The organism is Streptomyces recifensis (genome assembly GCF_002154615.1).
Classification (GTDB): domain Bacteria; phylum Actinomycetota; class Actinomycetes; order Streptomycetales; family Streptomycetaceae; genus Streptomyces; species Streptomyces griseoluteus.
This window is the reverse complement of record NZ_MUNH01000261.1, coordinates 1-22,341: the sequence shown is the minus strand read 5'-3', so window position 1 is coordinate 22,341 and position 22,341 is coordinate 1. Positions and strand designations below refer to the sequence as shown.

Here is a 22,341-nt window from a genome sequence, read left to right as displayed (position 1 = left end):
TGGCGGTGCCGGAGGGCTGGGGTCAGGAGCCGGTCGACATGGCGTCGTCGTCGGACTGGCTCGGGGAGTAGTCGGGGTCGGAACTGTTGTCCTGGGAGTCGAAGGTCATGGACATGAGGTGCTGGTTCTGGGAAGCGGAAGAGGCGTCGGCCATGCTGACATCGGTCTGCTGGCTGCCGTCCTGCGAGCTGCTCTCGCTGTCGGAGGACGAGTCGAGCGGGACGTCGCCCAGCGTGTAGACGGCCTTGTCGCCGGAGCCCTTCTTGGACACCCAGCCCCGCTTCACGTACTCCTTGATCAGACCGTCGCGGCGCTTCTTGGGGATGTCGGACTTGCTCATCCCCGCCTGGTGGGCGTCGGCGCTGCTGCTGCCGGGGGCCTTGCCCTGTGCGGTCTTGTCCTCGTAGTCCGCCAGCGCCATGAAACTGGCCTTGTCCGCGCTCAGGGCCCACAGGGCGAAGTTCTGCATCTCCGACTCGTCCAGCGTGGTCTTGCCCTGGAGCGCGGCCTTGGCCGCCAGGTAGTACTCGGACGCGTCGCTCGGGTCGGCACCGGCGCGGACCAGGTCGTTGGGGTCGGGCCCGTTCTCCCACTGCTCGTAGACGGCTCCGTTGAGCCAGACATCGATCTGGACCGGGATCATCACCTGGCGGTGGTTGCCGGAGTTGGTCGCGTAGCTGACGTGGAACTCGAGTTTGCCCTTCTTGAGGCCGACGAGCCGGTGCTCGATGTCCCGCCAGGCACCAGTGCCCTGGTTGAGCGACCACTGCGGGACGATGTTGTCGCTCCTGTCCTCGCCGCCCACCTCCAGGCCCATCACATGCCCGCGGTCGTAACCCGCGCCGCCGAACAGGTCCCGCCACACGTCCGCCTTCTGCGGCTTCGGGGCGCCCTTCTGCGCGGCGCGCACATACGCCTCGTGCAGGCTGATGACGGCGAGCGGATCAGGTGCGGCAGGGCGTCCCTTCGTGGACGTCGGGTCGATGCTGCCCGTCACCACCTTGGGACGCTCGATCGTCAGTCCCGTGAGGACGTCCGCGCCTTCCTTGGTGGGCGCGTAGTGCGAGACGGTGGCCGGCTCCTTGGTGACGGTCTCCAGCTTCCGCTGCACAGGCGCGTCGGAGGCCGGACGGGGCGCGCCCGAGTCCCCGACTCCCTCGCCGGTCTGCCGCTGCACGCCCGGAGCGGGTCCGGACATCACCTTGCGGGCGTTGGCCTCCGCGGCGCGCTCGAAGCGGTCCGAGGGGTCGGACACGGAGTAGCCGTGTCCGGTGTCCGTACCGGAGACGGGCCCGTTGCGCTGCTGGATCACGTGCGTCAGCTCGTGCGCCAGGGTGTGCCGGTCGCCGCCCCCCTTGCCGATCACGATGTGGCTGCCGGACGTGTAGGCACGGGCGCCCATCTGCGACGCCGAATCCTGCGCGGCGCGGCCGGTGTGCACGCGGACGTCGGAGAAGTCGGCGCCGAGCCGGCCCTCCATCTCCGTACGCGTCGGCTGGTCCAGCGGTTTCCCGGAGCCGCTCAGCACGTCGTGCACGGCCGCTCGCTGAACCGCCTCCTCGGCGGCCGCCCGCTGCACGTCGACCTCTTCCTGATGCCCGCACCCCGCGCCATGCCGGTGGGTCTCCGGTGCCGCCCGCTGCATCATCCGCGCCACGGCGGCGTTCCCGACGGCGCCCTGCAATCCGGCCAGGGAACCGGGCCCGAGCCGGGTGGGCGCCTTCGCGGGTGCCGCGGGCGTGCGGCGCCCGATCTTCCCCGCCTCGCGTTCACTCGTGGTGTGTGCCGGCTGATGGGCGTGCATCATGAGCCTTCCGACGCGCCAGTGATCATCCCTCCGTGATACCTCGCGCCCCCTGCTCCCGGCCAGGGCCGCGGGGGCAGTGTCGGGGCACGCACAGGGCAAGGGCGGGTGGACGACGGGGAACTTGTCCACCGACTCGGTCGGCGCCATGGGGCGGTCCATGACGGTGACTCCGGTCGGCGGCACGCGGCGCAGGTGCGGGACTGGCCGGTGGACGGGCAGCACACCTAGGGCGCCGTGGCTCAGCGGCTCGCCCTGTGGGCCGTCCTGGACGACATCGTGCCGGGCGGGACCGCCTCCGGCGGGGACGTGGGGCGGTGGCTAAGGAGCTATCAACCCGGTGCGGCAGTGCGGGGCACATCTCGTCGTTGCCGCAGCCAGCGCACCCGACCCCGCCCGCTCGCCGGCGCGAACCTCGGCGATTCGGCCAACCCCGACCTTTGGGAGACCCGTTGGGGCGGACGGGTCCATGCATTCTCCACGCGCCGCCACCCGCTCTATCCCGGGAGATCCGAAGCGACCGAAAAACACCAGTTCGATATCCCGGGTGACTCGTTGAGCTTCACGAACCAGGCGTGACCGACAGATGGGGGGACAGCTTGAACACGGGCAGCACATCCGCGCAGCAGGACCAAGGCACGTCCAAGGCGAGTCCTGCGGAAGACACCGTGAGCACGCCGCAGGCGGAGGAGTTCCTCTACCGGGACACCTCTCGGCTTCAAGCCGGGGCGCAGATGACGACCGTCACGATGGCACGGCGCCTGCCCGCGCTGGTGCTGCGCTCCTTGCAGATGGCCTGGCGAGTAGACCGGGTCGCGACGGCAGGTCTACTCGCCTGCCAGGTCGGCACTGGCGTACTCGCGGCCCTGGGCCTGCTGGCCGTCACCGGAACCCTGACCGCGCTGATCTCCTCAGGCGACGTCTCAGACCGGCTGTGGGAGGCGGCCCCACAGCTGGCCGTGATCGCCGCGGCGGCCGGCCTTCGCGCCCTACTTGGCATCACAGTGACGTGGCTGACGGGGCGGCTGCGCCCCTTTCTGGCCCGGGCCGCCGAGCTCACCATGATCGAGGCGGCGCTCGGCGCCGAGCTCGCCGCAAACAACCAGCCCGGCTACAACGACTTCTACGACATCGCCGACCGCGGCTCCCAGGTCACGCCCGACCTCGTGGAGGAAGCCCAGGACGTGCTGGCCGCCACCGCGACCCTCGCGGCCGGAGCCACCGTCCTCGCCGTGATCCACCCGCTCCTCCTGCCTCTGCTGCTGCTGGCGTGCCTGCCGCAGGCAGCCGCCTATGTGCGGGCCGCCCGCGTCGTGTACCTGGCCGGTCTGGAGACCTCGGGCCGGCGCCGGATGCTGCACAAGCTGCGCTGGCACATGGCCTATATGGAGTCCAGCGAGGAGATGCGTGCCTGCCTGGCCGGCCCGTTCCTCCTCGGCCGGTACCGGCGCCTCGCCACCTCGGTCAACGCCGCCGAACGCAAGGCCGCGGACACGGGCGCCTGGATGGGCCTGGCTGGCGCGGCCGTCGGCGGGGTGGCCTCGGCCTCGGTGTGGGCCGCGCTGCTATGGCTCCTGGCCTCCGGACACATGGACCTGGCGGCCGGAGGCGGCGCGGTCTTCGCCCTCCAGACGGCGACCGGATCCGTCCGCGGCATCATCAACGGCGGCGCGCGGTTGGTGCGCACCGGCTGGTACGTGCAGGACTGGCAGAACTTCCTCGACAACGCTCACGGCCAAGCCATGGCCGGCTCGCGCGGTACGAAGACGCTGTCCGCGGCCCCGGAGCGGTTCGAGGTCCGCGACGTCACCTACCGGTACGACGGCGCCGACCGGGACAGCCTGAGCGGGGTGTCGCTGCGGGTGCGGCGCGGGGAGATCGTGGCGCTGGTCGGAGAGAACGGATCGGGGAAATCCACGCTGTCCCGGCTGATCTGCGGACTGCTCCTGCCCACCTCCGGCGAGGTGGCCTGGGATCACACCACCACCGCCCGGATGGAGCCCTGGGGGGCGTGGAAGCACGTCGCCCTGGCTCCGCAGAGGTACACGTACCTGCCGCTGACCCTGCGGGACAACATCACATTCGGGCAGGGCGACCGCAGTGACGCCGCCGTCCTGGCGGCCTGTGCGGCGTCCGGCGCCGCCGACATGCTGCCCGGTCTCCGGTCTGGCCTCGACACCCTGTTGACCTCCGAGTGGTTCGGCGGCCAACAGCTGTCCGGCGGGCAGTGGCAGCGCGTCGTGCTCACTCGGGCCTTCCACCGCGACGCCGCCCTGCTGGTGATGGACGAGCCCACGGCCGCCCTCGACGCCCGAGCTGAGCACCACGTCTTCACCGGGCTGCGGGAGCTGGCCAAGGACCGGGCCATCCTCCTGATCACGCACCGGCTCGCCAACGTCGCCGTAGCCGACCGGATCGTCGTTCTCGATCAGGGACGCCTGGTGCAGGAAGGGACCTACGCGCGGCTCACCCGGGAGCCGGGCCTGTTCCGGTCCCTGTGGGAACTCCAGCGGCGCACCGGCGGTGACGAGACGGGCGACACCCCGTGATGTCCAGTCCGCGCGCGTGCCGTCCGCCCGCAAAGGAGTTCCTTCATGACCGCCACGTCCATCGCGGCCGCGGCCTACTGGGAGCCGCTTTGGTCCCAGGGCCGCCGCTACCGGCAGCTCGACGACACCGAGAACCGGTTGCTGGAGGACCATCTCGGCCCCGGTCGTGACCGCCCCGCCCTCGACATCGGCTGCGGCGACGGCTCGCTCACCCGGCGCCTCGCCGAACTCGGCTACCGCACCACCGGCATCGACTGCTCCCCCAGCGCCCTCGCGCTCGCCGCCGCCCAGGACGCGGGACCCGGCCACCAACCGGTCTGGCGGTGCATGGACGTCACCACCGACGACCTGCGTGCCCTGCCCGAGCCGGCCTACGCGGTCGTCACCTGCCGCCTCGTCTACCGATGGATCCCCGACAAAGCCGCCTTCCTCAACCGCCTCCGCCACATCCTTGCCCCGGGCGGGACCTTCTGGGTGGTCACCGAGATCGCCGGGCGCCGCCCCGCTACCGACCCTGCGAAGGGCCTCGGCATCACTCCCGCCCAGTCGGAGATCCTCACTGCGGGCTGGTCCGCCGTCCAGACCGCCGACCTCGACGTCCTGCGCTGCTACGCCCTGCGCCTCTGATCCCCGCCCCGGCTACCCGATGGAGAACGTGGTGACCACCGAATCGGACACCGTCGAGACCTGGAACGTCTACGGCGCCCACCAACTGGCCAGAAGGCTGGAACTGCCCGAGCTGGACCGGTGGGACTGGGGCATCCCCGACACCGGTCCCGGCATCGAAGCCCTCGGCGACGTGAACGGGCTGCGCGTCCTCGACCTCGGCAGCGGCCTTGGCCGGCATGCCTCTTACCTCGCCGCCCGGGGCGCCGACGTCACCGCAGTGGATGTCTCCCCCGCCCAGCATCAACGCGCGCTCACCCGCTACCCGGACACCCTGGGTCTGCACCTGGTGTGCGCCGATGCCGTGGCCCACCTGCGCGACGCCGATCCGTACGACCTGGTCTACTCCGTCGGCTCCATGCCGTACCTGGACCCCGACCGGCTGCTGCCGGTCCTGGCCGACGGCCTTGCACCGGGCGGCCGACTGCTCTTCTCGGCGCTGCACACCAACTCGGACGGCACCGGGCCGTCAGCCGAGCTGCTGCCGCGCCCCGAGATCCTGCGGCTGCCCGGTACCACCGACGACCACCGAGTGAACATGTGGGTCCTCACCCCGCAACTGTGGGAGGACCTCTTGGCCCGGCACGGGCTCAGAATGGAGGCGGTCACCGCGATCGACTCCCCGAAAGCGGACAACCGCGTCTCCTACCGGCTGTACGCGGCCCGGCACCTGTAGCGGGTGCGCAGCCCGGGCTGTCTCGCCGGGCCAGTCCACCGGAACGACGACCGAGCCGTCGACCGGAAACCGACGGCGATTCCAGCGGAGGCGACACCGTGGCCCCGCTGACGGACGATCCACGCTTCGCCGCGACATCGTTCGTGGTGACCGACTTCGACGCAACGCGCTTGGCGAGTCCTGCAAGCTCGGTGCCTGAGGGCCTGTCAGCTCTCCTGGGTCTGACCGAGAGGAGCACGACCGGCGATAGAGCGAGAGGTCTCGCCGCTTCGCCGGGTCAAACGGTCAGGGGGTCATCAGAGCGCCCACGGCCGCGGTTTCCGCCGCGAACAAGGCGTAGGTCTCCGTGATCCGCAGGAGGTGCGCGGGCTGGTGCTGGAGTCCGGTGACGGCCAGGCAGGCGCCTTCGGCGTGAAGGCGCCTGCGCAGCCGGAGGAGCAGGTTCAGTCCGCTGGAGTCCATGAAGGACACATCCGACAGGTCTACCTGCAACGCCTTGCCGCTCAGCGGGATGACGGCCGCGGCCCTCGCCAGTTGGGGACAAGTGTGCAGGTCTATCTCCCCGCGCACGGTGATCACGCTGTGGTCGGGGTACTGCTGTGAAAGCACGGTGAAGTCGCTCATGGTTCGCCCCGTTTCGGGGTCGAGCCCATCACGCCCTCCGCGGGGGGAGGGCATCAAGCACACGGCGTGGGGCCGTGTACAGCCGAGCAAGACAACCCGTACCGGGCCCCGGTCACCGGCAGATGACCTTCGAGGGCGGCGCGGGGCCTCTCACCAGACCAGGCTGGTTGTCCCCGAAGGGTCGCACACGCGGGTCAGCGTCCACCAGCACGTGCTCCCGCGTGCTGTCGAGTGAACGGGCAGTGGCGCCGCCTGCGACCTCGCTTCAGGCCCTCCAGCCAGCCTGGAACCCTGCGTCTGCCTCAGGCCCCGCCGTCGATCGCCATCTCACTTTCAGCCTCGGCGGGGGTGTCGTACACCCGCGGAAGGTCCACTTCCAGTCAGCGGGCCGCCCACATGGCAGCCATGGGAGGGTGCGCGCGCGTACGGGTGCCCGCTAGCTGCGGGGCCACCCGCTCCGGAGCGATGCCAGTGTCAGCCGCACGTCAGCAGGCCCGCCTTCTGCTTGGCGTTCAGCACGCGGTGAACACTCGCGTCGACCTGCTTGCTGAACGTGGGGCTCTGCCGCACACGACCCTCCACCGCCTTGGTCATCGCGGGGATCAGGTTCGGTTCGACCGTGAGGACCATGTCACCACCGGCCGACAGGAACTTCACGGCGCGGTCGCCGGGGGACACCGACTTCACCGCCACGGCGTTGCCGAGATCATCGGATATGACCACCCCCTTGAAGCCCGAGGTCTTCCGGAGCAGGTCCTGGATCACCTTCGAGGAGAACGCCGCCCGGTTCTTCGGGTCGATCTTGTTGTAGGTGGCCGAGGAGATCATGACGAACGGTGCCCCGGCCTTGATCCCGGACTGGAACGCCGTGACGCTCGCGCTCTTGCTGGTCGTCACGGTGTCCACGACATTGGCCGTGGTGTCGGTGTTGCCGCGTACGTATCCGAGCCCCGGGAAGTGCTTGAGCGTGGCCAGCACCCCGGACCGCGCGGAGCCCGCAAGGAACGCGTCACTGTGTGCGGCGACGACCCCGGCGGTGTGCCCGAACTCGCGGTCGTACCTGCCGATGGGAGCGTTGTCCCGGCCCAGGCTCGCCGGTACGACGTCGGCGACGGGGGCGAGATTGAGGTTCACGCCGGCCGCCTTCAGCTCCTTGGCCCAGACGGCGGCTTCCCCGGTCAGCTTCGACGTCGTCCAGCTTCCCTGCTTCAGCGCGCTCGGGATGGTCGAGAAACCGGGGCCGGACAGCACCTGGACCTGTCCGCCCTCCTGGTCGGTCGACACCAGGAGACCCACCCGGTGCCCGGCCGCGCTGTCCGCCTTGGCCTGCAGGCCGCTGACAAGGGTCTTGGTGGCCTTGGTCCCCGCCTTGCTCCGACCGGCGAGGAACACCGATCCGACGTGGTACTGACGCATGATCTGGATGCGCCTGCTGTCGGGGGCGGATGGCGTGACCGAGCCCATGAAGAGCTGACCCGTTCGCTGGGAAGCCGTCATAGCCTTGAAGGTTTTGTCGGCGCACGTGTTCGACGCGGACTCGGCTGAGGTCCCGGGCGGATCGACAACGGCGGCCTGTGACACCGCCACACTTCCCACCCCCGCCACCGTGAGCGACAGCGCGACGGATGAGGCGAGCCGGACAGGACGCCTGATACTGGAGCGGCGAGCGCGGGATCGACGGGATGCCATGGGGTACTCCGACTGTGCCTGCTGGCGGCCGTACGGACGCCGGGCGGATACATCGATTGCCATGTTCATGGTATCAACACACGGGCCTGCGCCTGGTGCGCACCGGCCTCGTGATGGAGACGCTCCTGCCCACCGCCCTGGAAGAACGAATCACCACCGGCAGCGCCCGCTACGCCTGGCGCCGCCTCCTGCGCCGCTGGGCGGTCCGTTGAGATCGGCGGGCGGACGACCGGAAGGCGCCCGCGATGTGGAGTCCTGCCAGGTAGACGGTCGCGGTCTTCATGGAGCGCATGGCAATGCCCCGCCCCTCCTCGCATCCGTGAGGTCCCGGAATTGAAGGCTGTGGAGCGTGGCCGCCGGCTCCGTGCTGGGGCGCCGCACTGTGCGGCGGTCAGCGTCAACGGGTGGCGACAAGGAACCGATCGTCCCTCCGCCCGCCTGCCGGGTTGGTCCGACCGGGTGGCGGAGGGGCCTGTGCTCCCCCGTGGCGCCCCTCCTCCGCCGTGCCCCCTGCTAGCTTCACGAGCTGATCATGAGCCTCGTACCGCTTCGGCGCAGGCGGGGCCCGGAGCGTGAGCCAAGGCGAGGACGGCGGGCATGACCGAGGACGCGAAGAGGCCGAGCGTGGCGGAGCCCAAGCGCAGGACCCTTCTGGCCACCGCCGCCGCGGCGGCCGGTGCGTCGGCCGTCGTCGCGGCGCCCGCCCCGGCCTCGGCGGGCACCGGGGCATCGGCCGAGGCGCGGCTGTCCGGCACCGTGGCCCGTCTCCTGGCCGTGCCCGCGGCCGGCCGCGGGGTCGCGTGGCTCAGGTCCGCCCTCCAGGTCGCCGTGGAACTGGAGCTGTCCACGATCCCGCCGTATCTGTGCGCCTGGTGGTCGGTCAAAGACCGCCGCTCGGACGCGGCGCGCCTGATCCGACGCGTCATCGACGACGAGATGTTCCACCTGGGCGTGGCCTGCAACCTCCTCGTGGCCGTGGGCGGGCGGCCCCGGATGAGGGCGGAGGCACCCACCTACCCCGGTCCCCTGCCCGGCGGCGTGCACCCGGGTGTCACCGTGTACCTGTCGGGGCTCACCCAGTCCTTCGTGCACGACGTGATGATGGCCATCGAGGCACCCGACGATCCACTCTCGCGCGACCGTGGCGACTCCCCCTCCGTCGGCGACTTCTACACGGCCGTGCTGAAGAGCTTCTGGCTGGTGTCCCCCCAGTTGTCCACCCGCGGGCAGCTGGAGACGCGCATCGGCTCGGACGACCTGCGGCCGGTCAGGACGCTCCTCGACGTGGAGCGTGCCATCGACGTCGTCAGGGAGCAGGGCGAGGGCACGGGCAGTTCACCGGCCGACTCCTTCGCCGACGACCACCCTGCCCACTACTACGCGTTCAGCGAGATCTACCACGGCCGGCAGCTGCGCGTGACCGACCGGGGCTGGACCTTCACCGGGGCCCGCGTCCCCTTCCCCGACACCCGCCCGATGGCGCGGGTGCCGGCCCGCGGCTGGTCCCGCACGCCGACGCCGGTACGGCGGCTCCTCCACCAGTTCGACACCACCTACACCACCGTGCTGACCTCCCTCGACGCCGCCTGGGCGGGCGGCGGCCTCCGCGCCCTGGGCGCGGCCGTCCACGCCATGCGCGGCCTGGAAGAACCCGCCCTCCACCTGATGGAGACCCGCATCCCCGGCAGGCGGAGCACCTACGGCCCCCAGTTCCACGCGCTGTCCTAGCGCGGACGATTGCCGGAGTGACCTGGGTGACGGACGTGGAGTGCGTGTTTTACCAGTAGGTGGGGGACACGCGTCGTATGTCCTCGATCCAGAACGCACAGCCGGACACCGCCTCCGGCGCCGGCCTCAAGAGAGCCCTCACCACCCCGCTGCTGTACTTCTTCATCCTCGGCGACGTCCTGGGCGCCGGGGTCTACGTCCTCGTGGGGCAGGTCGCCGCGGACGCCGGTGGGGCCGTGTGGGTGCCGCTGCTCGTCGCCCTCGTGCTCGCCCTGCTCACCGCCTCGTCCTACGCGGAGCTGGCCACGAAGTACCCCAAGGCGGGAGGTGCCTCCCACTACGCGACCAAGGCGTTCGGGCCGTTCGCCGGCTTCATCGCCGGTTTCTGCATGCTCGCGGCGGGCGTCGTCTCCGTGGCCGCGCTCGCCCGGGGGTTCGGCGGTGACTACCTGTCGGCTTTCGTCGACCTGCCCGTGGCCGCAGTCGCCGTGGTCTTCCTGGCCCTGCTCGCCGCCCTGAACGCGCGGGGCATCCAGGAGTCGACGCGGGCGAACGTCGTCGCCACCGTGATCGAGGTCGGCGGGCTGCTGATCATCGTCGCCCTCGGCGGTTGGCTGCTGCTGCGGGGCGACGGCGACGTCGGGCGGCTCACCCAGCTCGGCACGCCCGGCGAGAACGCGGCGAGTGCCGTGCTCAGCGGGTCCGTCCTCGCCTACTACTCCTTCGTCGGCTTCGAGACGTCCGTGAACGTCGCCGAGGAGACCCGCAACCCGCGGCGCTCCTACCCGCGCGCGCTGTTCGGCGCGCTGGCCACCGCCGGAGCCGTGTACGTCCTGGTCGGCATCGCCGCGTCGGCCGCCGTGCCCACCAGCCGCCTCGCCGCGTCCAGCGGGCCCCTGCTCGAGGTGGTCCACGCGGCGGGCGGGGTACCTCCGCGGCTGTTCAGCGCGATCGCACTGGTGGCCGTCGCCAACGGCGCGCTGCTCACGGGGATCATGTCCTCGCGGCTGGCCTTCGGCATGGCCCGCGACGGACTGCTGCCCTCGGTGCTGACGAGCGTGCTGCCCGCCCGCCGTACGCCCTGGGTCGCGATCGCGGCCACCACGATCCTGGCGATGGTCCTCGCGGTGACCGGGAGCGTGGCCACGCTGGCCTCCACACTGGTCCTGCTGCTGCTCGTCGTCTTCTTCATGGTCAACATCGCGGTCCTGGTCCTGCGCCGAGACACCGGTACGGCGGACCACTTCCGCACGCCCACCGTGCTGCCCGTGCTGGGAGCGGTCTCCTGCGTGGTGCTCGCCACCCAGATCGAGGCCGAGGTCTGGTGGCGGGGGCTCGTGGTGCTCGCCGTGGGCGCAGTGCTCGGCGCGATCAGCCACCGTGCGGCCCGGCGCAAGGCCGCCGCGCCAACGCCGTGACGGCTCCCCCGGCTCCGGAGGCGGTACCGATACGGACAGGGGTCGGCGGACCCGTCCCAGCGCAGATTGCGCAGCTGGAAGTCGCCGTGCGTGGGCACCATGTCCGCCCCGGGGGTATGGGCGGCCGCGACCTGCGCGGTATGGAGCGGCCATGACCGCGATCACCGGGGCGATCGGGAAGGAGCTGCTGCGCCCGACAGGTGGAGGGAGGCGCCGAGGAGCTTGCGCAGCGCGATCACGGCGGCTGCCAGGATGATGCTGTCCCACGACGGCTCGCCGGCGAGCTGGAGCAGACCGGCGGCGGTCAGGAAGTCCAGCAGCACGGCCAGGGCCGCTCGCACGGAGTGCGTCAGGCGCCAGGACGCTGCCGCGGCGACGAGGCCCAGCCCGGTGATCAGCACAGCCCCCGCCCGGAGCCACGCGTTCACGTCGGCAGGCCCTTGGCGCCAGGCGGGGGTGTCGTCTCACTCCGTTCGATCTCGGCCCGTTCCTGGGCGATCTCCCGGCCGAGGAAGTAGTTCAGCGCGGTCCGGATGGCCGCGATGGCTGCCAGCTGGCCGATCTCGGCGAAGCTCGGCGCGACGGCCGTGCGCAGCACGTCGCCGGCGAGCTGGAATTCCAGGCCCAGGACCAGGAACTGCCCCAGGCTCAGCCTGATCCGGTTGAACCCTGCCACCTTGCCGCGCCCGCGCAGGCCTGCGCGTACGAACTGCACGAACGCCCACACGGCGCCGATGAAGATGATCAGCGCGCCCGCGGACTCGATGAGTCTGACGAGCAGACCGATCGCATCGCGCAGGGTCGACTCGGGAAGCATTTCAACCGACAGAGTCATGCGGGTGCCGTTACCCTTCGCGGAGCCGACGACGCCTTCTACCCGCGACGATGCCACCAGGGAGCGATCCCGCAAGGCCGCGAAGCCATGCCTGGTCGTCAGGGCCGGCCACCGCAGACGGACGGCGTCCGGCGGGCGGGTCCGGTTGTGCGGGCAGGACGATGATGCGGGTGCCGTTGGGTGCGGTGCGTCCGAAGATGCGCAGCTCGTCGAGGTTGAGGATGAAGATGAGCAGTCCCTTCAGCTTGTCCCAGTCGCCGCCCATCTCGCCCACCGCCGCGCCGACGACGCCGACACCTGCCGGCGCTTCTTCGCCGACCCGAAGCACCCAGAGCTCGAAGCGCTCCGACCGCGTCGTGACCGAAACGGTCCTGCGCCCCTCGGCTCCTAGGCGGGTGATCGCGATCAGCCTTCGACCAACCACGGTTGGACGCGCTGAGCGCACTGAAGCAGAAAGCAGAGGCCGCCATGAGCGCCGAGAACGAGCCGCGCCCCGAGTTCGTCCACACCACCTACGTCGCGCCACCCCGGAGAAGGTCTGGGAGTACCTCATGGACCCCGAGGCGACGGCGGCGTACTGGTTCCACCACAACGTCTCCGACTGGCAGCCCGGCTCCCCCTGGGCGCACCGCCGTCTCGACGAGTCCGGCATCGACGACGTCGTCGGCACCGTGATCGAGACTGACGCGCCGCGCCGCCTGGTGCTGACCTGGGCCAGCCCCGGCGAGGAGCGTCCTCACGGGCCGTCCCGGGTGACCTTCGAGCTCAAGCCGTACGGCGACACCGTCCAGCTCACCGTTACGCACGTCAACCTGCGCGACGAGCAGGAGCTGCGCCAGATCTAGGGTGGCTGGAGCTTCGTCCTGTCCAACCTCAAAACGTATGCCGAGACGGGCAAGGCCCTGTCGATCCCGGTCTGACCGGTAGTCGGCCGAGGGCGGCCGCGCTCGGCATCGGGCCCCACCGCGAGCGCTCCAAGGCGCCATTCCTGCTGGTAAGCGTGGTTATCGTCGCGGCTGTCCAGATGAGGATGGCGGCGAGGTGGAGTGCGGCCCGGCAGTCGATGGCGAGCTGAAGCCCGGCAGACAGTGGAGTCCACCGACACAGCCCATCCCACCTCGTCGACAGCACGAGGCGATCTACTGCACCTCCCCGGCACTCTCCCTCGGCATACCTGTGCCTAGAGGTCGGGACCGCCACAGTCGGGCAGCAGCGGGCTGCCAGGTCTCCAGCCGGCCCGTGTCCAGACGTCCACTAGACCTTCACCTAACGCTGTGTCAATTTGTGACACTCGCTGGGGTATTGCTCTTTACTCCGCTGTTAAGATCATCTGGCCTTCAGTAGGCTGACGCTGCGTCATGCACGCGTCACGGGGGATAGTTCCTGCCCACCGCCAAGGAGTAGCCGTTGGTCCGCGTGTGAGCCCGCAGCGCGGTGTTGGGTCCGCGACTTCGGCCACCGCCGCGCGGTCCTGCATATACCCCCGCGATGCGACTGAAGAGAGTCTGATGACCTCATTGATGAAGGATCCACTACTGTGGATCTTGCTAGCAGTACTGATTGCTGCGGTACTCGCAGTGATGCTGGCCCGGAGAACCAATCTGGCGCTCCGGAAGCAGACCGCCGATCTGCACGCAAGCCAGGGCCGTCTCGAAGCGGAGCGCCAACGGCTTGTCACCGAGTGCGCCGCTCTGCGTTCCGAGCACGATCGCGATCTGGCGCAGGTCCGCAGCGACGCCGAAGAGGAAACCAAGGCAGCTCTCCGGACTTGGATGCGGAGCCTGCAGGTCCTGGCTGATGAGCAGCAGGGCGTCATCAGCAATCTGGCCCGGGTGAAGTACGGCAACGACAGCGAGATCCTCGCGGATTTCATGACGATCGACCACACCAACAGCCAGTTCGGCCGACGGGCCCAGGGCATCGCGGCTCTGTGCGGTGGCTGGCTCGGCCGACGTGACCGGGCAGCCCCTGTCCTCGACGTGGCGCGCAGCGCTCAGGGCCGCATCAGGCTCTTCGACCGGGTGAGGATTCACAGTCAGGTCAACGTCGCAGTTGCCAGCACCGCCGTGGAGCCGGTGGCGGTCGTCTTGGCCGAGCTCCTGGACAATGCCACGAACTACTCGGCGCCCGGCACGCCCGTCGAGGTCAACATCCAGGCCGTTCCGACAGGTGTGTGCCTGATCGTCGACGATGCAGGGCTGGGTATCAACGCGGAGGAGAGGGAGCGCGCTTCCGCCTTGCTGAACACGCAGGGTCCTGTGTCGATCACCAGCTTGGGCAGCCCCCCGCGCGTCGGCTTCGCTGTCGCAGGTGTGCTCGCTGCCCGGTACGGGTTCAAGGTTTCCGTCGATTCCGTCTCGCCGTACGGCGGCGTCCGCGCGGTCATCCTCCTACCGGAGACTCTCTTGACCCACGATGTCCCCGCACCTGAAGTCGAGACCGGCTCCACCACTGCGAGTGAAGGGTTGCCGCGCAGCCGGCCCGTCACGGCACCGGTGGCCATTGTCGGGACGACGGCAGGCGGTTTGCCCAAGCGCCGCCGCGCGGTCGCAGTGGTACCGCCTGCACCATCGCCGACAGCCGAGCCGGACCCGGTGCCAGTGCCTGAGCACAGTGACGTGACCACCACCGCGACACGCCTCACTGCCTTCGCACGCGGAACGGTCCGCGGGCGGGACACGATCATCACGGAAGGACCTGAAGACCAGTGAAGCCCGACCTGTCCTGGGTGCTGGACGACGTAATCAGCGTCCGTGGTGCCCGGCACGCGATCCTCGTATCCGCTGACGGCCTCCTCCTGGAGCGCTCCAGCGAGATCCCCCGAGACGAGGCCGAGACCAATGCCGCGGCGATGAGCTCGATGCAGTCCCTCAGCCGCGCCGTCGCCGGGTTCGTGGCAGGCGGTAAGGGCGTCTGGAAGCAGACCCTGCTCGAGTACGACGGCGGCTGGATCTTCCTGATCGCGGCAGGCAGCGGCGCCTACATGGCGGTCTCCGCGGCCTTGGACGTCGACATGGAGGTCATGTCGATCCGCATGCAGCAGCAGGTAGCCGCGCTCGGCCGCGCCCTGAGCACCCAACCTCGTCAGAGCACTGGTGCCGAGGCATGAGCGTTCCCGGCGAGGAAGCTCCGGTCTCCAGCGAACTCGTCCGCTCCTACGTCATCACAGGCGGCCGGCGCCTGCCCTCCGCGGACGACTTCTCCCTGCACATGCTCGTCACCTTGGCGCCCGACCGGGAACTGCCGCTGGGTGCGAGCCCAGAAGTACGCGCCATCTGGGAGCTGTGCGCAGGGGGATACCTGGCCGTGGCAGAAGTGGCCGCGCACCTGGCCCTACCGGTCGGCGTCGCCCGTCTGCTGCTGACGGATTTAGCGGAACAAGGCCATCTGCTGCGCCGCTCTGCGCCGCCACCTGCAAAGTCTGAATCGAGACTCGTCATAGAGAAGGTGCTGCATGGACTCCAAAGCCTCTATGCCTGAGCCGAGCTACGTCTCGGGTTCGGTGACGACAGCCGCAAAGATTCTCGTGGTGGGGCACTTCGCCGTAGGCAAGACCACCTACATCGGCTCGCTCTCCGAGATTCCCCCGCTGCGCACGGAGGAGCGGATGACCCAGGCCTCCGCTCACGTGGACGACCTGGCGGGTGCACCGGACAAGGTGACGACCACGGTCGCCCTGGACTTCGGCCGGCTCACCCTGGGCGACGAAGTCGTGCTGTATCTCTTCGGGACACCCGGTCAGCAGCGGTTCGTGCAGCTTTGGGAGGACATGGCCCGCGGGGCACTGGGAGCGCTGATCCTGGTCGACCCCGCACGGCTGGCCGACTCCTTCCCGGTGATCGAGCTGGTCGAGAAGTACGGCCTGGAGTACTCCATCGCGGTCAACTCCTTCACCGATGTCGTATATGACGAAGCTGAGATCCGTGAGGCCCTCGACCTGCTGCCCGACACCCCAGTCTCGTACTGCGACGCCCGCGACCGCGCGTCGTCGGCAAGGTCGCTGATCACACTCGTGAAGCATCTCCTCGTGCGCACGGCCTGACCCGCCGGCCGCCCCCTGCTCCTCCACTCGCCCGGACCGCGAATCGACGCCGGGCCCACAAAGGATCCGATCCCATGGAAAGTCAGCAACCAACGGCGCCGGGCGCCCCCGCACGATGCCCGATGCACACGGCCGAGTTTGCCGCCGATCCGCATACCGCCTACGACAAAATGCGCGCCGAGGGGCCTGCGGCTCCAGTCGAACTAGCCCCCGGCGTGGATGCCACTCTCGTCGTCGATTACCAGACGGCGCGGAGCGTGCTGCAGAACACGACCGATTTCAGCAAGGACGCCCGGCACTGGAAGGCCCTCATGGAGGGCCGCATAGCGCCGGACAGTCCGGTGGTGCCGATGATGGCATTCCGCCCCAACGCCATGTTCACCGACGGGACGGTCCACCTCCGGCTGCGTAAGGCCGTCACGGACAGCCTCGACCGCCTCAACGTCGGCCGGATCCGCCGGGACGCCGAGCCCATCGCTGCCTTCCTGATCGATCAGTTCAGTGAACGCGGCCGCGCCGACCTTCTGAACGACTACGCGAAGTTGCTGCCGCTGCTGCTCTTCAACAAGCTTTTCGGCTGCCCGGCCGGTATCGGTGATCGCCTCACCACCTCCATGTCGGCGATGTTCGACGGCAGGGACGCCCTGAAGGCCAGCGAGGACATCACCGCCTGCCTCATGGAGCTGATCGCTCTCAAGCGGCGCGAGCCCGGCGACGATGTCACCTCCTGGCTCATCCAGCACCCCGCCGGCCTGAACGACGAGGAGTTGAAGGACCAGCTCGTCATGATGATGGGCGCCGGCGTGGAGCCGGAGCGGAACCTGATCGGCAATGCACTGCTCCTGCTGTTGTCCGGCTCCTCGAGCCGAGGCGCGGGCATGCTGCCCGAAGAGGCCATCGACCACGTCCTGTGGAACAACTCGCCCATCGCCAACTACGCCACGCACTACCCCCTGCGTGACGTCGACCTCGGCGGCGTCCGAGTGGAGGCCGGCACGCCTCTCATGATCAGTTTCGGGGGCGCCAACTCCGATCCCGCTCTTGGCGCGGCTCGTGAGTCCCTCAGCAAGGGGGCTCACCTCGCTTGGGGCGCCGGGCCGCACGCCTGCCCGGCGAAGTCCCCGGCGACAGTGATCTCCCTGACCGCGATCGAGGCCGTCCTCAACGCGCTGCCCGACCTGGCGCTCGATGTCTCCGTTGAGGAGTTGCAGTGGCGGCCCGGCCCCTTCCACCGGGCGCTGGCGACGCTGCCGGTCCGCTTCACGCCGACTCCAGGCACCCGAGTGGCCGCACTTCATACCCCCGCACAAACCACCCCGCGGCGGCGCACGTTCACCCCGTCCCATATCCCCGCGACGCCCTCACCACACTCTGACCTCAACAAGCCGAGAAAGGGATTCTGGAGCACCTTCCTCGACATTTTCCGCGTGTAGAGGTCGGCGGCGACGGGAACCGCTGCATCAGTTCCACCGCAGGCCGAACCACCCACTCCAGGAGGCACTACGGCACCCCCGTGTCACGGGTGGTCATCCCCGCCCCCCAGGGCGGATGCTTCCTATCGGCTTGGATGCCTGTAGCCAGGTCCTGCCCCGCGGGACCTGGCTCGTGCCTAAGCTCAGCCGGACGAGGTCGACGACCAGTGCCGGGGCGCCATCAAGAATCACTGGACGTCCCCAACTACGTTGATCACAACGCGGTGACCTTGGGCATCTTCCACACTCTCCAACAGCCCAATCGTGTTGATCATCACGCCTTGCGGAGTAATCAACTCCTCTACTTTCAAGTACTTTCAAGCCGTGACTGCCACTCCACTCCCCCAGGACCCGGGTATATCGGCGGACCTCGCCCGGATACTCTTCGGGCCTCATGCAGAGCAGATCCACCAGCCCTGGAAGTCCCTGTTCAGCGATCCGCGGTTCAGCTTCCAGGAGGGCCTGAACCCGCATGAACGGACAGCGCTGTCCTACGAGCGACTGCGCCTGGTCAACGAATGTGTGGCTGACCCGATCGGACTCGCCTCCGACATCGAATCCCTCACCGCGATGCACGAATGGGCCGGCGTCGTGGACGCCGGCATGGCCACCATCGCGAGCATCCACTGGAACCTCCACATCGGCAGCCTGGTGGACCACGACACGGAGGGAGGGGACCTGTCCGCGTACGCCCGCATGGACCGCATCGGCACATTCCTTTGCACCGAACTGGACCACGGCAACGACGCCGCGTCGCTGGAGACGACGGCGACGTTCGATCGTGAGACGAACCATTTCATCCTTCACACCCCGAATCCCGGCGCCTGCAAGTGGATGCCGAACACGTCGTCAACCGGGGGCGCCAAGAACGCCGTCGTGGCAGCACGCCTAGTCGTCGACGATATCGACCACGGCGTCTTCCTCTTCCTTACTCCCCTGACCGACAGTGCCGGCCACCACTACCCGGGCGTGGAAGTACGGCCCCTCCCGCAGACGGCGAGTGCGCCTGTCGACCACTGCGCAACGTTCTTCCATCAGGTGCGGTTGCCGTTCGAAGCCCTGTTGCAGGGCGAACACGGCCGCCTGTCTCGTGACGGCACGTTCACCAGCTCCCTGGGCAACCCACGCAAGAGGTTCCTCCAGTCTGTACGCCGCGTACATACGGGCAAGCTGTGCATGACCGCCTACAGCCTCGGTGTGACCCGGCACGCCCTGGCCGTCGCGATGCGGCACTCCCATCTACGGCTCACGTCGGGGATGACGACGGGTCGCAAGGTCTCGCTGATCGAGCACCGCAGTCACCACGCCCCCCTCCTGGCAGCTGTTGCCACCGCCTACGCCGCCACGCTGCTGCACCGCGACGTCGTAAGGCAGTGGACAGGCGAGGCGGAGGCCGAACAGGAGGAGACCGAGCGCCTGGCGGCCGTGGCCAAGGCGTGGATCACCTGGCAGGCCCGTTCGGTGATGACGGAGTGCCGGGAGCGGTGCGGCGCACAGGGCCTCCTCCTCTCGAACGGCATCGCCTTCCAGCTGGCCGCGAACGAGGGGACGATCACGGCAGAGGGCGACAACCGCGTGATCTGGGTCAAGGCCGCCGGCGAAATGCTCCTCGGCGCATTCACCCCGGCACCACCCTCCGACGTGCCGCCCGCCGGCCGCACCCTCGACGACCCCAGGTATCTCCAGGACCTGCTCGCCGACGTCGAACGGATCTGGCACAGCCGGGCCCGCAGCCGACTGCGTGGCGGCCGCCGCGGAGACCCCCTCGCGCGCTGGAACGGCACCGTCACGCCCGCACTGAACCTGGTCGAAGCACACGTGCACCGCCGCGCGGCACAAGCCCTCCTCGTCGCCGCCGGACGGCCGTCCGACCCGCAGGCACGGGCGGTTCTCAAACGCCTGCACGCCCTGTTCGCACTGCGCCAGGTGAAGGCACACAGCGGAGACCTGCTTGCCGCCGGTCGCCTCACCCCCGACCACGTGCAGCAACTGCCGGACGTGGAGGAAGCGACGATCGAGGCACTCGTGCCCTACAGCCTGCAGTTGACCGAAGGCTTCGCCGTCCTGGACGGATTCATGGGCGAGCATCCAATGCTGCGTGCCCCGTCGCCTGCGGCCGAGCTGGCCCCCGCCTAAGGCTAGTCACGGACTGCGCCAGGCGCCGTCGGGCAGGTGGCTGCCGGCTTGCGGACCCATTCGCAGCATGCCCCCGTCGACCACCCACGAGGCGCCCGTGACATAGGAGGCGTCGGGCCCCGCGAGGAACGCGATAACAGCCGCGACCTCGCGGGCGTCCCCGGGCCGTCCCAGTGGTATGCCGGGGCGCCGCTCGGCGTGGACGTCGGCGTCCTCTTGGCCCGTCATCGGCGTGGCGATCTCCCCGGGGGCGACGGCATTGACGGTGATCCCATGTTCGGCCAGCTCCAGCGCCATGACTTGGGTGAGCAGCCCGAGGCCGCCTTTGGCCGCGCAATACGGTGCCGCGCCCACGCGCGGCTGGTGTTCGTGGACGCTCGTGACGTTGACGATCCGGCCGCCGTCACCTTGAGCGATCATGCGGCGGGCGGCACGTTGGGAGCACAGGAAAGGCCCCACGAGGTCGACGTCCAGGACTTGGCGCACCGTGCCGAGGTCCAGTTCCAGGAAGGGCGTCATGGTGCCGGTTCCCGCATTGTTGACCAGCACGTCGATCCTGCCGAGCCGTTCAGCCACCCGGTCGACGACATCGGCACCCTCCGGCAGGCTGGTGAGGTCCAACTGCTCGACCTCGGCGCGGCGTCCGGCCCTGCGGACCTCGTCCGCCGTCCGTTGTGCGCCTTCGCGGTCGTGGTGCCAGGTCACGCCGATGTCCAGGCCGCCCTCGGCCAGCCGGACCGCGGTGGCCCGGCCGATTCCCGAGTCGGACCCGGTGACCAGGGCGACGGGCGTGGTATGCGACTTCATGTCGGCTCCCAGGCGAATGAGTGCTTCGAGACGACCGTTCCCGCGAGGGGCGGAAGGCCGCTCCCACAGCGGGTTCGGCCTTCCGTGGTGGTCATTGCTCCGAAGGGCCGGGACCGGCCGGTGGACGGCGGCTCACTCCCCGGTGCCGACGAGTTCCCAGGCGAGCCGTCCTGAAGCACCGGCGAGCGGCGGTGCAGGTCGAGTGTGCTGCGATGTGGCTCCGGGCCACGCGCAGCACCGGCGTCACGCCTCGGCTCTCGCGTCGGAGACGCCACTGCGCAGGGCGGAACGGTCCAGTGCCGACGTCCTGCTCACGCACCGCGACCACGCCGCGCACGGCAGCCGCTACGCCGACCGCTTCGGCGCCCGGCTGTGGATCCACGAGGGCGACCTCGATGCCGCTCCGGACGCCGACCGCGTGCTCCGTGGCACCGACCCGGCAGAGATCGCCGACGGGGTGGTCGCCTTCCCGCTTCCCGGACACACGCGGGGCAGCGTGGTCTACCTCGCGGACGAACGGTACTGCTTCAGCGGCGACAGCTTCTACTGGTCGCGCACGACATCGGACATCGAGGTCACCGACACTGTCACCTGGTACTCCATCAAGGAACTGGCTGCCTCCTGGCCCGGACCGCCGACCGGCTGCGCTTTGAGGGGCTGCTGCCGGGCCACGGCGACCGCCAGTGCCTCCCCGGCGACGACATGGCCCGGCGGCTGCAACGGCTGACGGCGCGTACCCGGGCACTGCGGCCCCGACCCGTGGATTTCACCGCGGTGCGCTGGTAACCGCCCCGCCCGCATGATCGGTTGGCATCGACCGTGACAGGACGGTGGCCGCGCGGGTTTCTGTGATGTGAAGGCCAAGCAGGCCCGCCGCCATGGCTCATCCCGCCTTCCGCGGTCTCTCACACCGACATCTCGGTGAGTTGATCGAAGGAGCCAACGGCAGGCCGGGTCCGGCCCGTAGTACGCACTGGTCTTTCAGCCTCCGCGACAACGACACCCCCTGCGACGTCTGACCGGCCACAATGAAGTCTGTTGTGCCGCAGTCGGCACGGCTCAGTCGTGGGAGTGGTTTTTCTTGCCCTTCCCTCGCCCGTGCTTGTCCCGGCTTTCGTGGTCCCCGTCCTCAGCGTGTTCCCGCGCGGGCGGCACGTCGACAGCCGAAGTGGCAGAGGATGCGGTCGGCGGAGATGGTGTGTGTGGTGCTGGTTCGGTGGTGACCGTCGCCGGGGCGGGCGAGGAGGGCGACGATGGGGCGCTCTCGCTGGATCCCATCGAGGCCCCCAGTGCTGCTGCGGTGGCGAAGAGCGTCAGGCCGATGCCGCAGAGCGTGGCTTGGGTGGCCAGTCTGCGGCGGCCGCGCGCGCGGGGGCGCGTCGTGCTAGGGGCTGGACGGGACCGCGGGCCGGGAGCGGGAGCCGTGGGCGGCGCGGGGGTGATCGTCATGCTGCGAGGTGCGGGCGGGGTCGAGGTGCGGTGGGAGCCGGCGAGCCAGTAGGACGCCTGCTCGGCTGTGGGCCGGTGGGCCGGGTCCTTGGCGAGCAGAAGCAGCACGTAGTCGGAGAGTTGCTGCGGTATGTCGGGGCGCAGCCGGGTGGGCGGTGCTGGAATGCCGTTGACGTGTTGCTGCACCACCGACAGTGAGGTGGCGCCGCGGAACGGGGGGTGGCCGGTGAGAAGTTCGTACAGCACGCATCCGAGGGAGTAGACGTCGGAGGCGGGCTGGGCGGGGCGTCCGAGGGCGCGTTCGGGGGCTAGGTAGTCGGCGGTGCCGAGGGTCTTCCCCGTGGCAGTCAGGGCACTGGCTGCTTCGTCGGCGAAGCGGGCGATCCCGAAGTCGGCGATCTTCGCTGTGCCGTGCTTGCTCAGCACCACGTTGGCGGGCTTGATGT

The 22,341-nt window shown here is 69.6% G+C and carries 20 protein-coding genes and 1 pseudogene; 13 read left to right on the top strand and 8 right to left on the bottom strand.

Going from position 1 to position 22,341, the window contains the following annotated elements:
• Positions 1 to 22: 22 nt before the first annotated feature.
• Positions 23 to 1,807, bottom strand: a complete 1,785-nt coding sequence (locus CCN33_RS15740; protein WP_425275848.1) for an eCIS core domain-containing protein — start codon at positions 1,805 to 1,807, stop codon at positions 23 to 25.
• Between the two features lie 665 nt (positions 1,808 to 2,472).
• Between CCN33_RS15740 and CCN33_RS15730 the strand changes: the two genes are divergently transcribed.
• Genes CCN33_RS15730 through CCN33_RS15720 form a run of 3 tightly spaced genes read left to right on the top strand, consistent with a single transcriptional unit; the run spans position 2,473 to position 5,695 of the window.
• Positions 2,473 to 4,353: an ATP-binding cassette domain-containing protein gene (locus CCN33_RS15730; RefSeq protein ID WP_244173823.1), complete on the top strand. Its 1,881-nt coding sequence runs from the start codon at positions 2,473 to 2,475 to the stop codon at positions 4,351 to 4,353.
• Between the two features lie 45 nt (positions 4,354 to 4,398).
• Positions 4,399 to 4,980, top strand: a complete 582-nt coding sequence (locus CCN33_RS15725) for a class I SAM-dependent methyltransferase (RefSeq protein WP_086694241.1) — start codon at positions 4,399 to 4,401, stop codon at positions 4,978 to 4,980.
• A 31-nt stretch (positions 4,981 to 5,011) separates the two neighbouring features.
• Complete coding sequence (locus CCN33_RS15720; protein WP_244173822.1) at positions 5,012 to 5,695, top strand: class I SAM-dependent methyltransferase; 684 nt, start codon at positions 5,012 to 5,014, stop codon at positions 5,693 to 5,695.
• Positions 5,696 to 5,980: 285 nt separating this feature from the next.
• On the opposite strand, the gene CCN33_RS15715 is transcribed toward CCN33_RS15720, so the two are convergent.
• Entirely contained in the window at positions 5,981 to 6,319 is a 339-nt protein-coding gene (locus CCN33_RS15715) for an STAS domain-containing protein (RefSeq protein ID WP_167387869.1), read from the bottom strand.
• Between the two features lie 474 nt (positions 6,320 to 6,793).
• Positions 6,794 to 7,816: a glycoside hydrolase family 3 N-terminal domain-containing protein gene (locus CCN33_RS15710; protein ID WP_167387868.1), complete on the bottom strand. Its 1,023-nt coding sequence runs from the start codon at positions 7,814 to 7,816 to the stop codon at positions 6,794 to 6,796.
• Between the two features lie 789 nt (positions 7,817 to 8,605).
• Between CCN33_RS15710 and CCN33_RS15705 the strand changes: the two genes are divergently transcribed.
• Both CCN33_RS15705 and CCN33_RS15700 read left to right on the top strand, forming a co-directional pair.
• Positions 8,606 to 9,736, top strand: coding sequence for a ferritin-like domain-containing protein (locus CCN33_RS15705; RefSeq protein WP_086694237.1), 1,131 nt, complete (start codon positions 8,606 to 8,608; stop codon positions 9,734 to 9,736).
• A 77-nt stretch (positions 9,737 to 9,813) separates the two neighbouring features.
• Positions 9,814 to 11,154, top strand: coding sequence for an APC family permease (locus CCN33_RS15700; RefSeq protein WP_086694236.1), 1,341 nt, complete (start codon positions 9,814 to 9,816; stop codon positions 11,152 to 11,154).
• A gap of 161 nt (positions 11,155 to 11,315) precedes the next feature.
• On the opposite strand, the gene CCN33_RS15695 is transcribed toward CCN33_RS15700, so the two are convergent.
• The 3 genes from CCN33_RS15695 to CCN33_RS15685 are packed head-to-tail and all read right to left on the bottom strand — an operon-like array spanning position 11,316 to position 12,413.
• Positions 11,316 to 11,582, bottom strand: a complete 267-nt coding sequence (locus tag CCN33_RS15695) for a DUF1622 domain-containing protein (RefSeq protein ID WP_086694235.1) — start codon at positions 11,580 to 11,582, stop codon at positions 11,316 to 11,318.
• Entirely contained in the window at positions 11,579 to 11,989 is a 411-nt protein-coding gene (locus CCN33_RS15690; protein WP_086694234.1) for a DUF1622 domain-containing protein, read from the bottom strand. Before CCN33_RS15690 ends, CCN33_RS15695 begins: the two co-directional genes overlap by 4 nt.
• Positions 11,990 to 11,999: 10 nt before the next feature.
• The gene (locus CCN33_RS15685) at positions 12,000 to 12,413 is read right to left on the bottom strand and encodes a hypothetical protein (RefSeq protein WP_086694233.1); all 414 of its coding nucleotides are present in this window, start codon (positions 12,411 to 12,413) and stop codon (positions 12,000 to 12,002) included.
• 127 nt (positions 12,414 to 12,540) lie between these two features.
• On the opposite strand from CCN33_RS15685, the gene CCN33_RS15680 reads away from it, so the two are divergent.
• From CCN33_RS15680 to CCN33_RS15650, 7 genes are all read left to right on the top strand, one after another.
• Positions 12,541 to 12,834, top strand: coding sequence for an SRPBCC domain-containing protein (locus tag CCN33_RS15680; RefSeq protein ID WP_244173821.1), 294 nt, complete (start codon positions 12,541 to 12,543; stop codon positions 12,832 to 12,834).
• Positions 12,835 to 13,497: 663 nt separating this feature from the next.
• Positions 13,498 to 14,700 carry an ATP-binding protein gene (locus tag CCN33_RS15675; RefSeq protein ID WP_086694232.1) on the top strand — a complete coding sequence of 401 codons (1,203 nt, stop codon included), beginning with the start codon at positions 13,498 to 13,500 and terminating at the stop codon, positions 14,698 to 14,700.
• Complete coding sequence (locus CCN33_RS15670) at positions 14,697 to 15,098, top strand: roadblock/LC7 domain-containing protein (RefSeq protein ID WP_086694231.1); 402 nt, start codon at positions 14,697 to 14,699, stop codon at positions 15,096 to 15,098. Before CCN33_RS15675 ends, CCN33_RS15670 begins: the two co-directional genes overlap by 4 nt.
• Entirely contained in the window at positions 15,095 to 15,469 is a 375-nt protein-coding gene (locus CCN33_RS15665; RefSeq protein WP_086694230.1) for a DUF742 domain-containing protein, read from the top strand. Before CCN33_RS15670 ends, CCN33_RS15665 begins: the two co-directional genes overlap by 4 nt.
• Positions 15,444 to 16,031 carry a GTP-binding protein gene (locus tag CCN33_RS15660; protein WP_086694229.1) on the top strand — a complete coding sequence of 196 codons (588 nt, stop codon included), beginning with the start codon at positions 15,444 to 15,446 and terminating at the stop codon, positions 16,029 to 16,031. Before CCN33_RS15665 ends, CCN33_RS15660 begins: the two co-directional genes overlap by 26 nt.
• A gap of 74 nt (positions 16,032 to 16,105) precedes the next feature.
• Positions 16,106 to 17,464, top strand: a complete 1,359-nt coding sequence (locus CCN33_RS15655) for a cytochrome P450 family protein (protein WP_208621767.1) — start codon at positions 16,106 to 16,108, stop codon at positions 17,462 to 17,464.
• A 363-nt stretch (positions 17,465 to 17,827) separates the two neighbouring features.
• Complete coding sequence (locus CCN33_RS15650; protein WP_244173820.1) at positions 17,828 to 19,639, top strand: acyl-CoA dehydrogenase family protein; 1,812 nt, start codon at positions 17,828 to 17,830, stop codon at positions 19,637 to 19,639.
• A gap of 6 nt (positions 19,640 to 19,645) precedes the next feature.
• On the opposite strand, the gene CCN33_RS15645 is transcribed toward CCN33_RS15650, so the two are convergent.
• Positions 19,646 to 20,446 (bottom strand): SDR family oxidoreductase, encoded by an 801-nt coding sequence (locus CCN33_RS15645; protein ID WP_086694226.1) that lies wholly within the window; start codon positions 20,444 to 20,446, stop codon positions 19,646 to 19,648.
• A 301-nt stretch (positions 20,447 to 20,747) separates the two neighbouring features.
• On the opposite strand from CCN33_RS15645, the pseudogene CCN33_RS15640 reads away from it, so the two are divergent.
• Positions 20,748 to 21,232 (top strand): annotated as a pseudogene (locus CCN33_RS15640) (MBL fold metallo-hydrolase); the annotation flags it as partial.
• Positions 21,233 to 21,505: 273 nt separating this feature from the next.
• Here the strand turns inward: CCN33_RS15640 and CCN33_RS15635 are convergent.
• On the bottom strand, positions 21,506 to 22,341 hold an 836-nt coding region (locus tag CCN33_RS15635; RefSeq protein ID WP_107483947.1), incomplete at its 5' end, for a serine/threonine-protein kinase.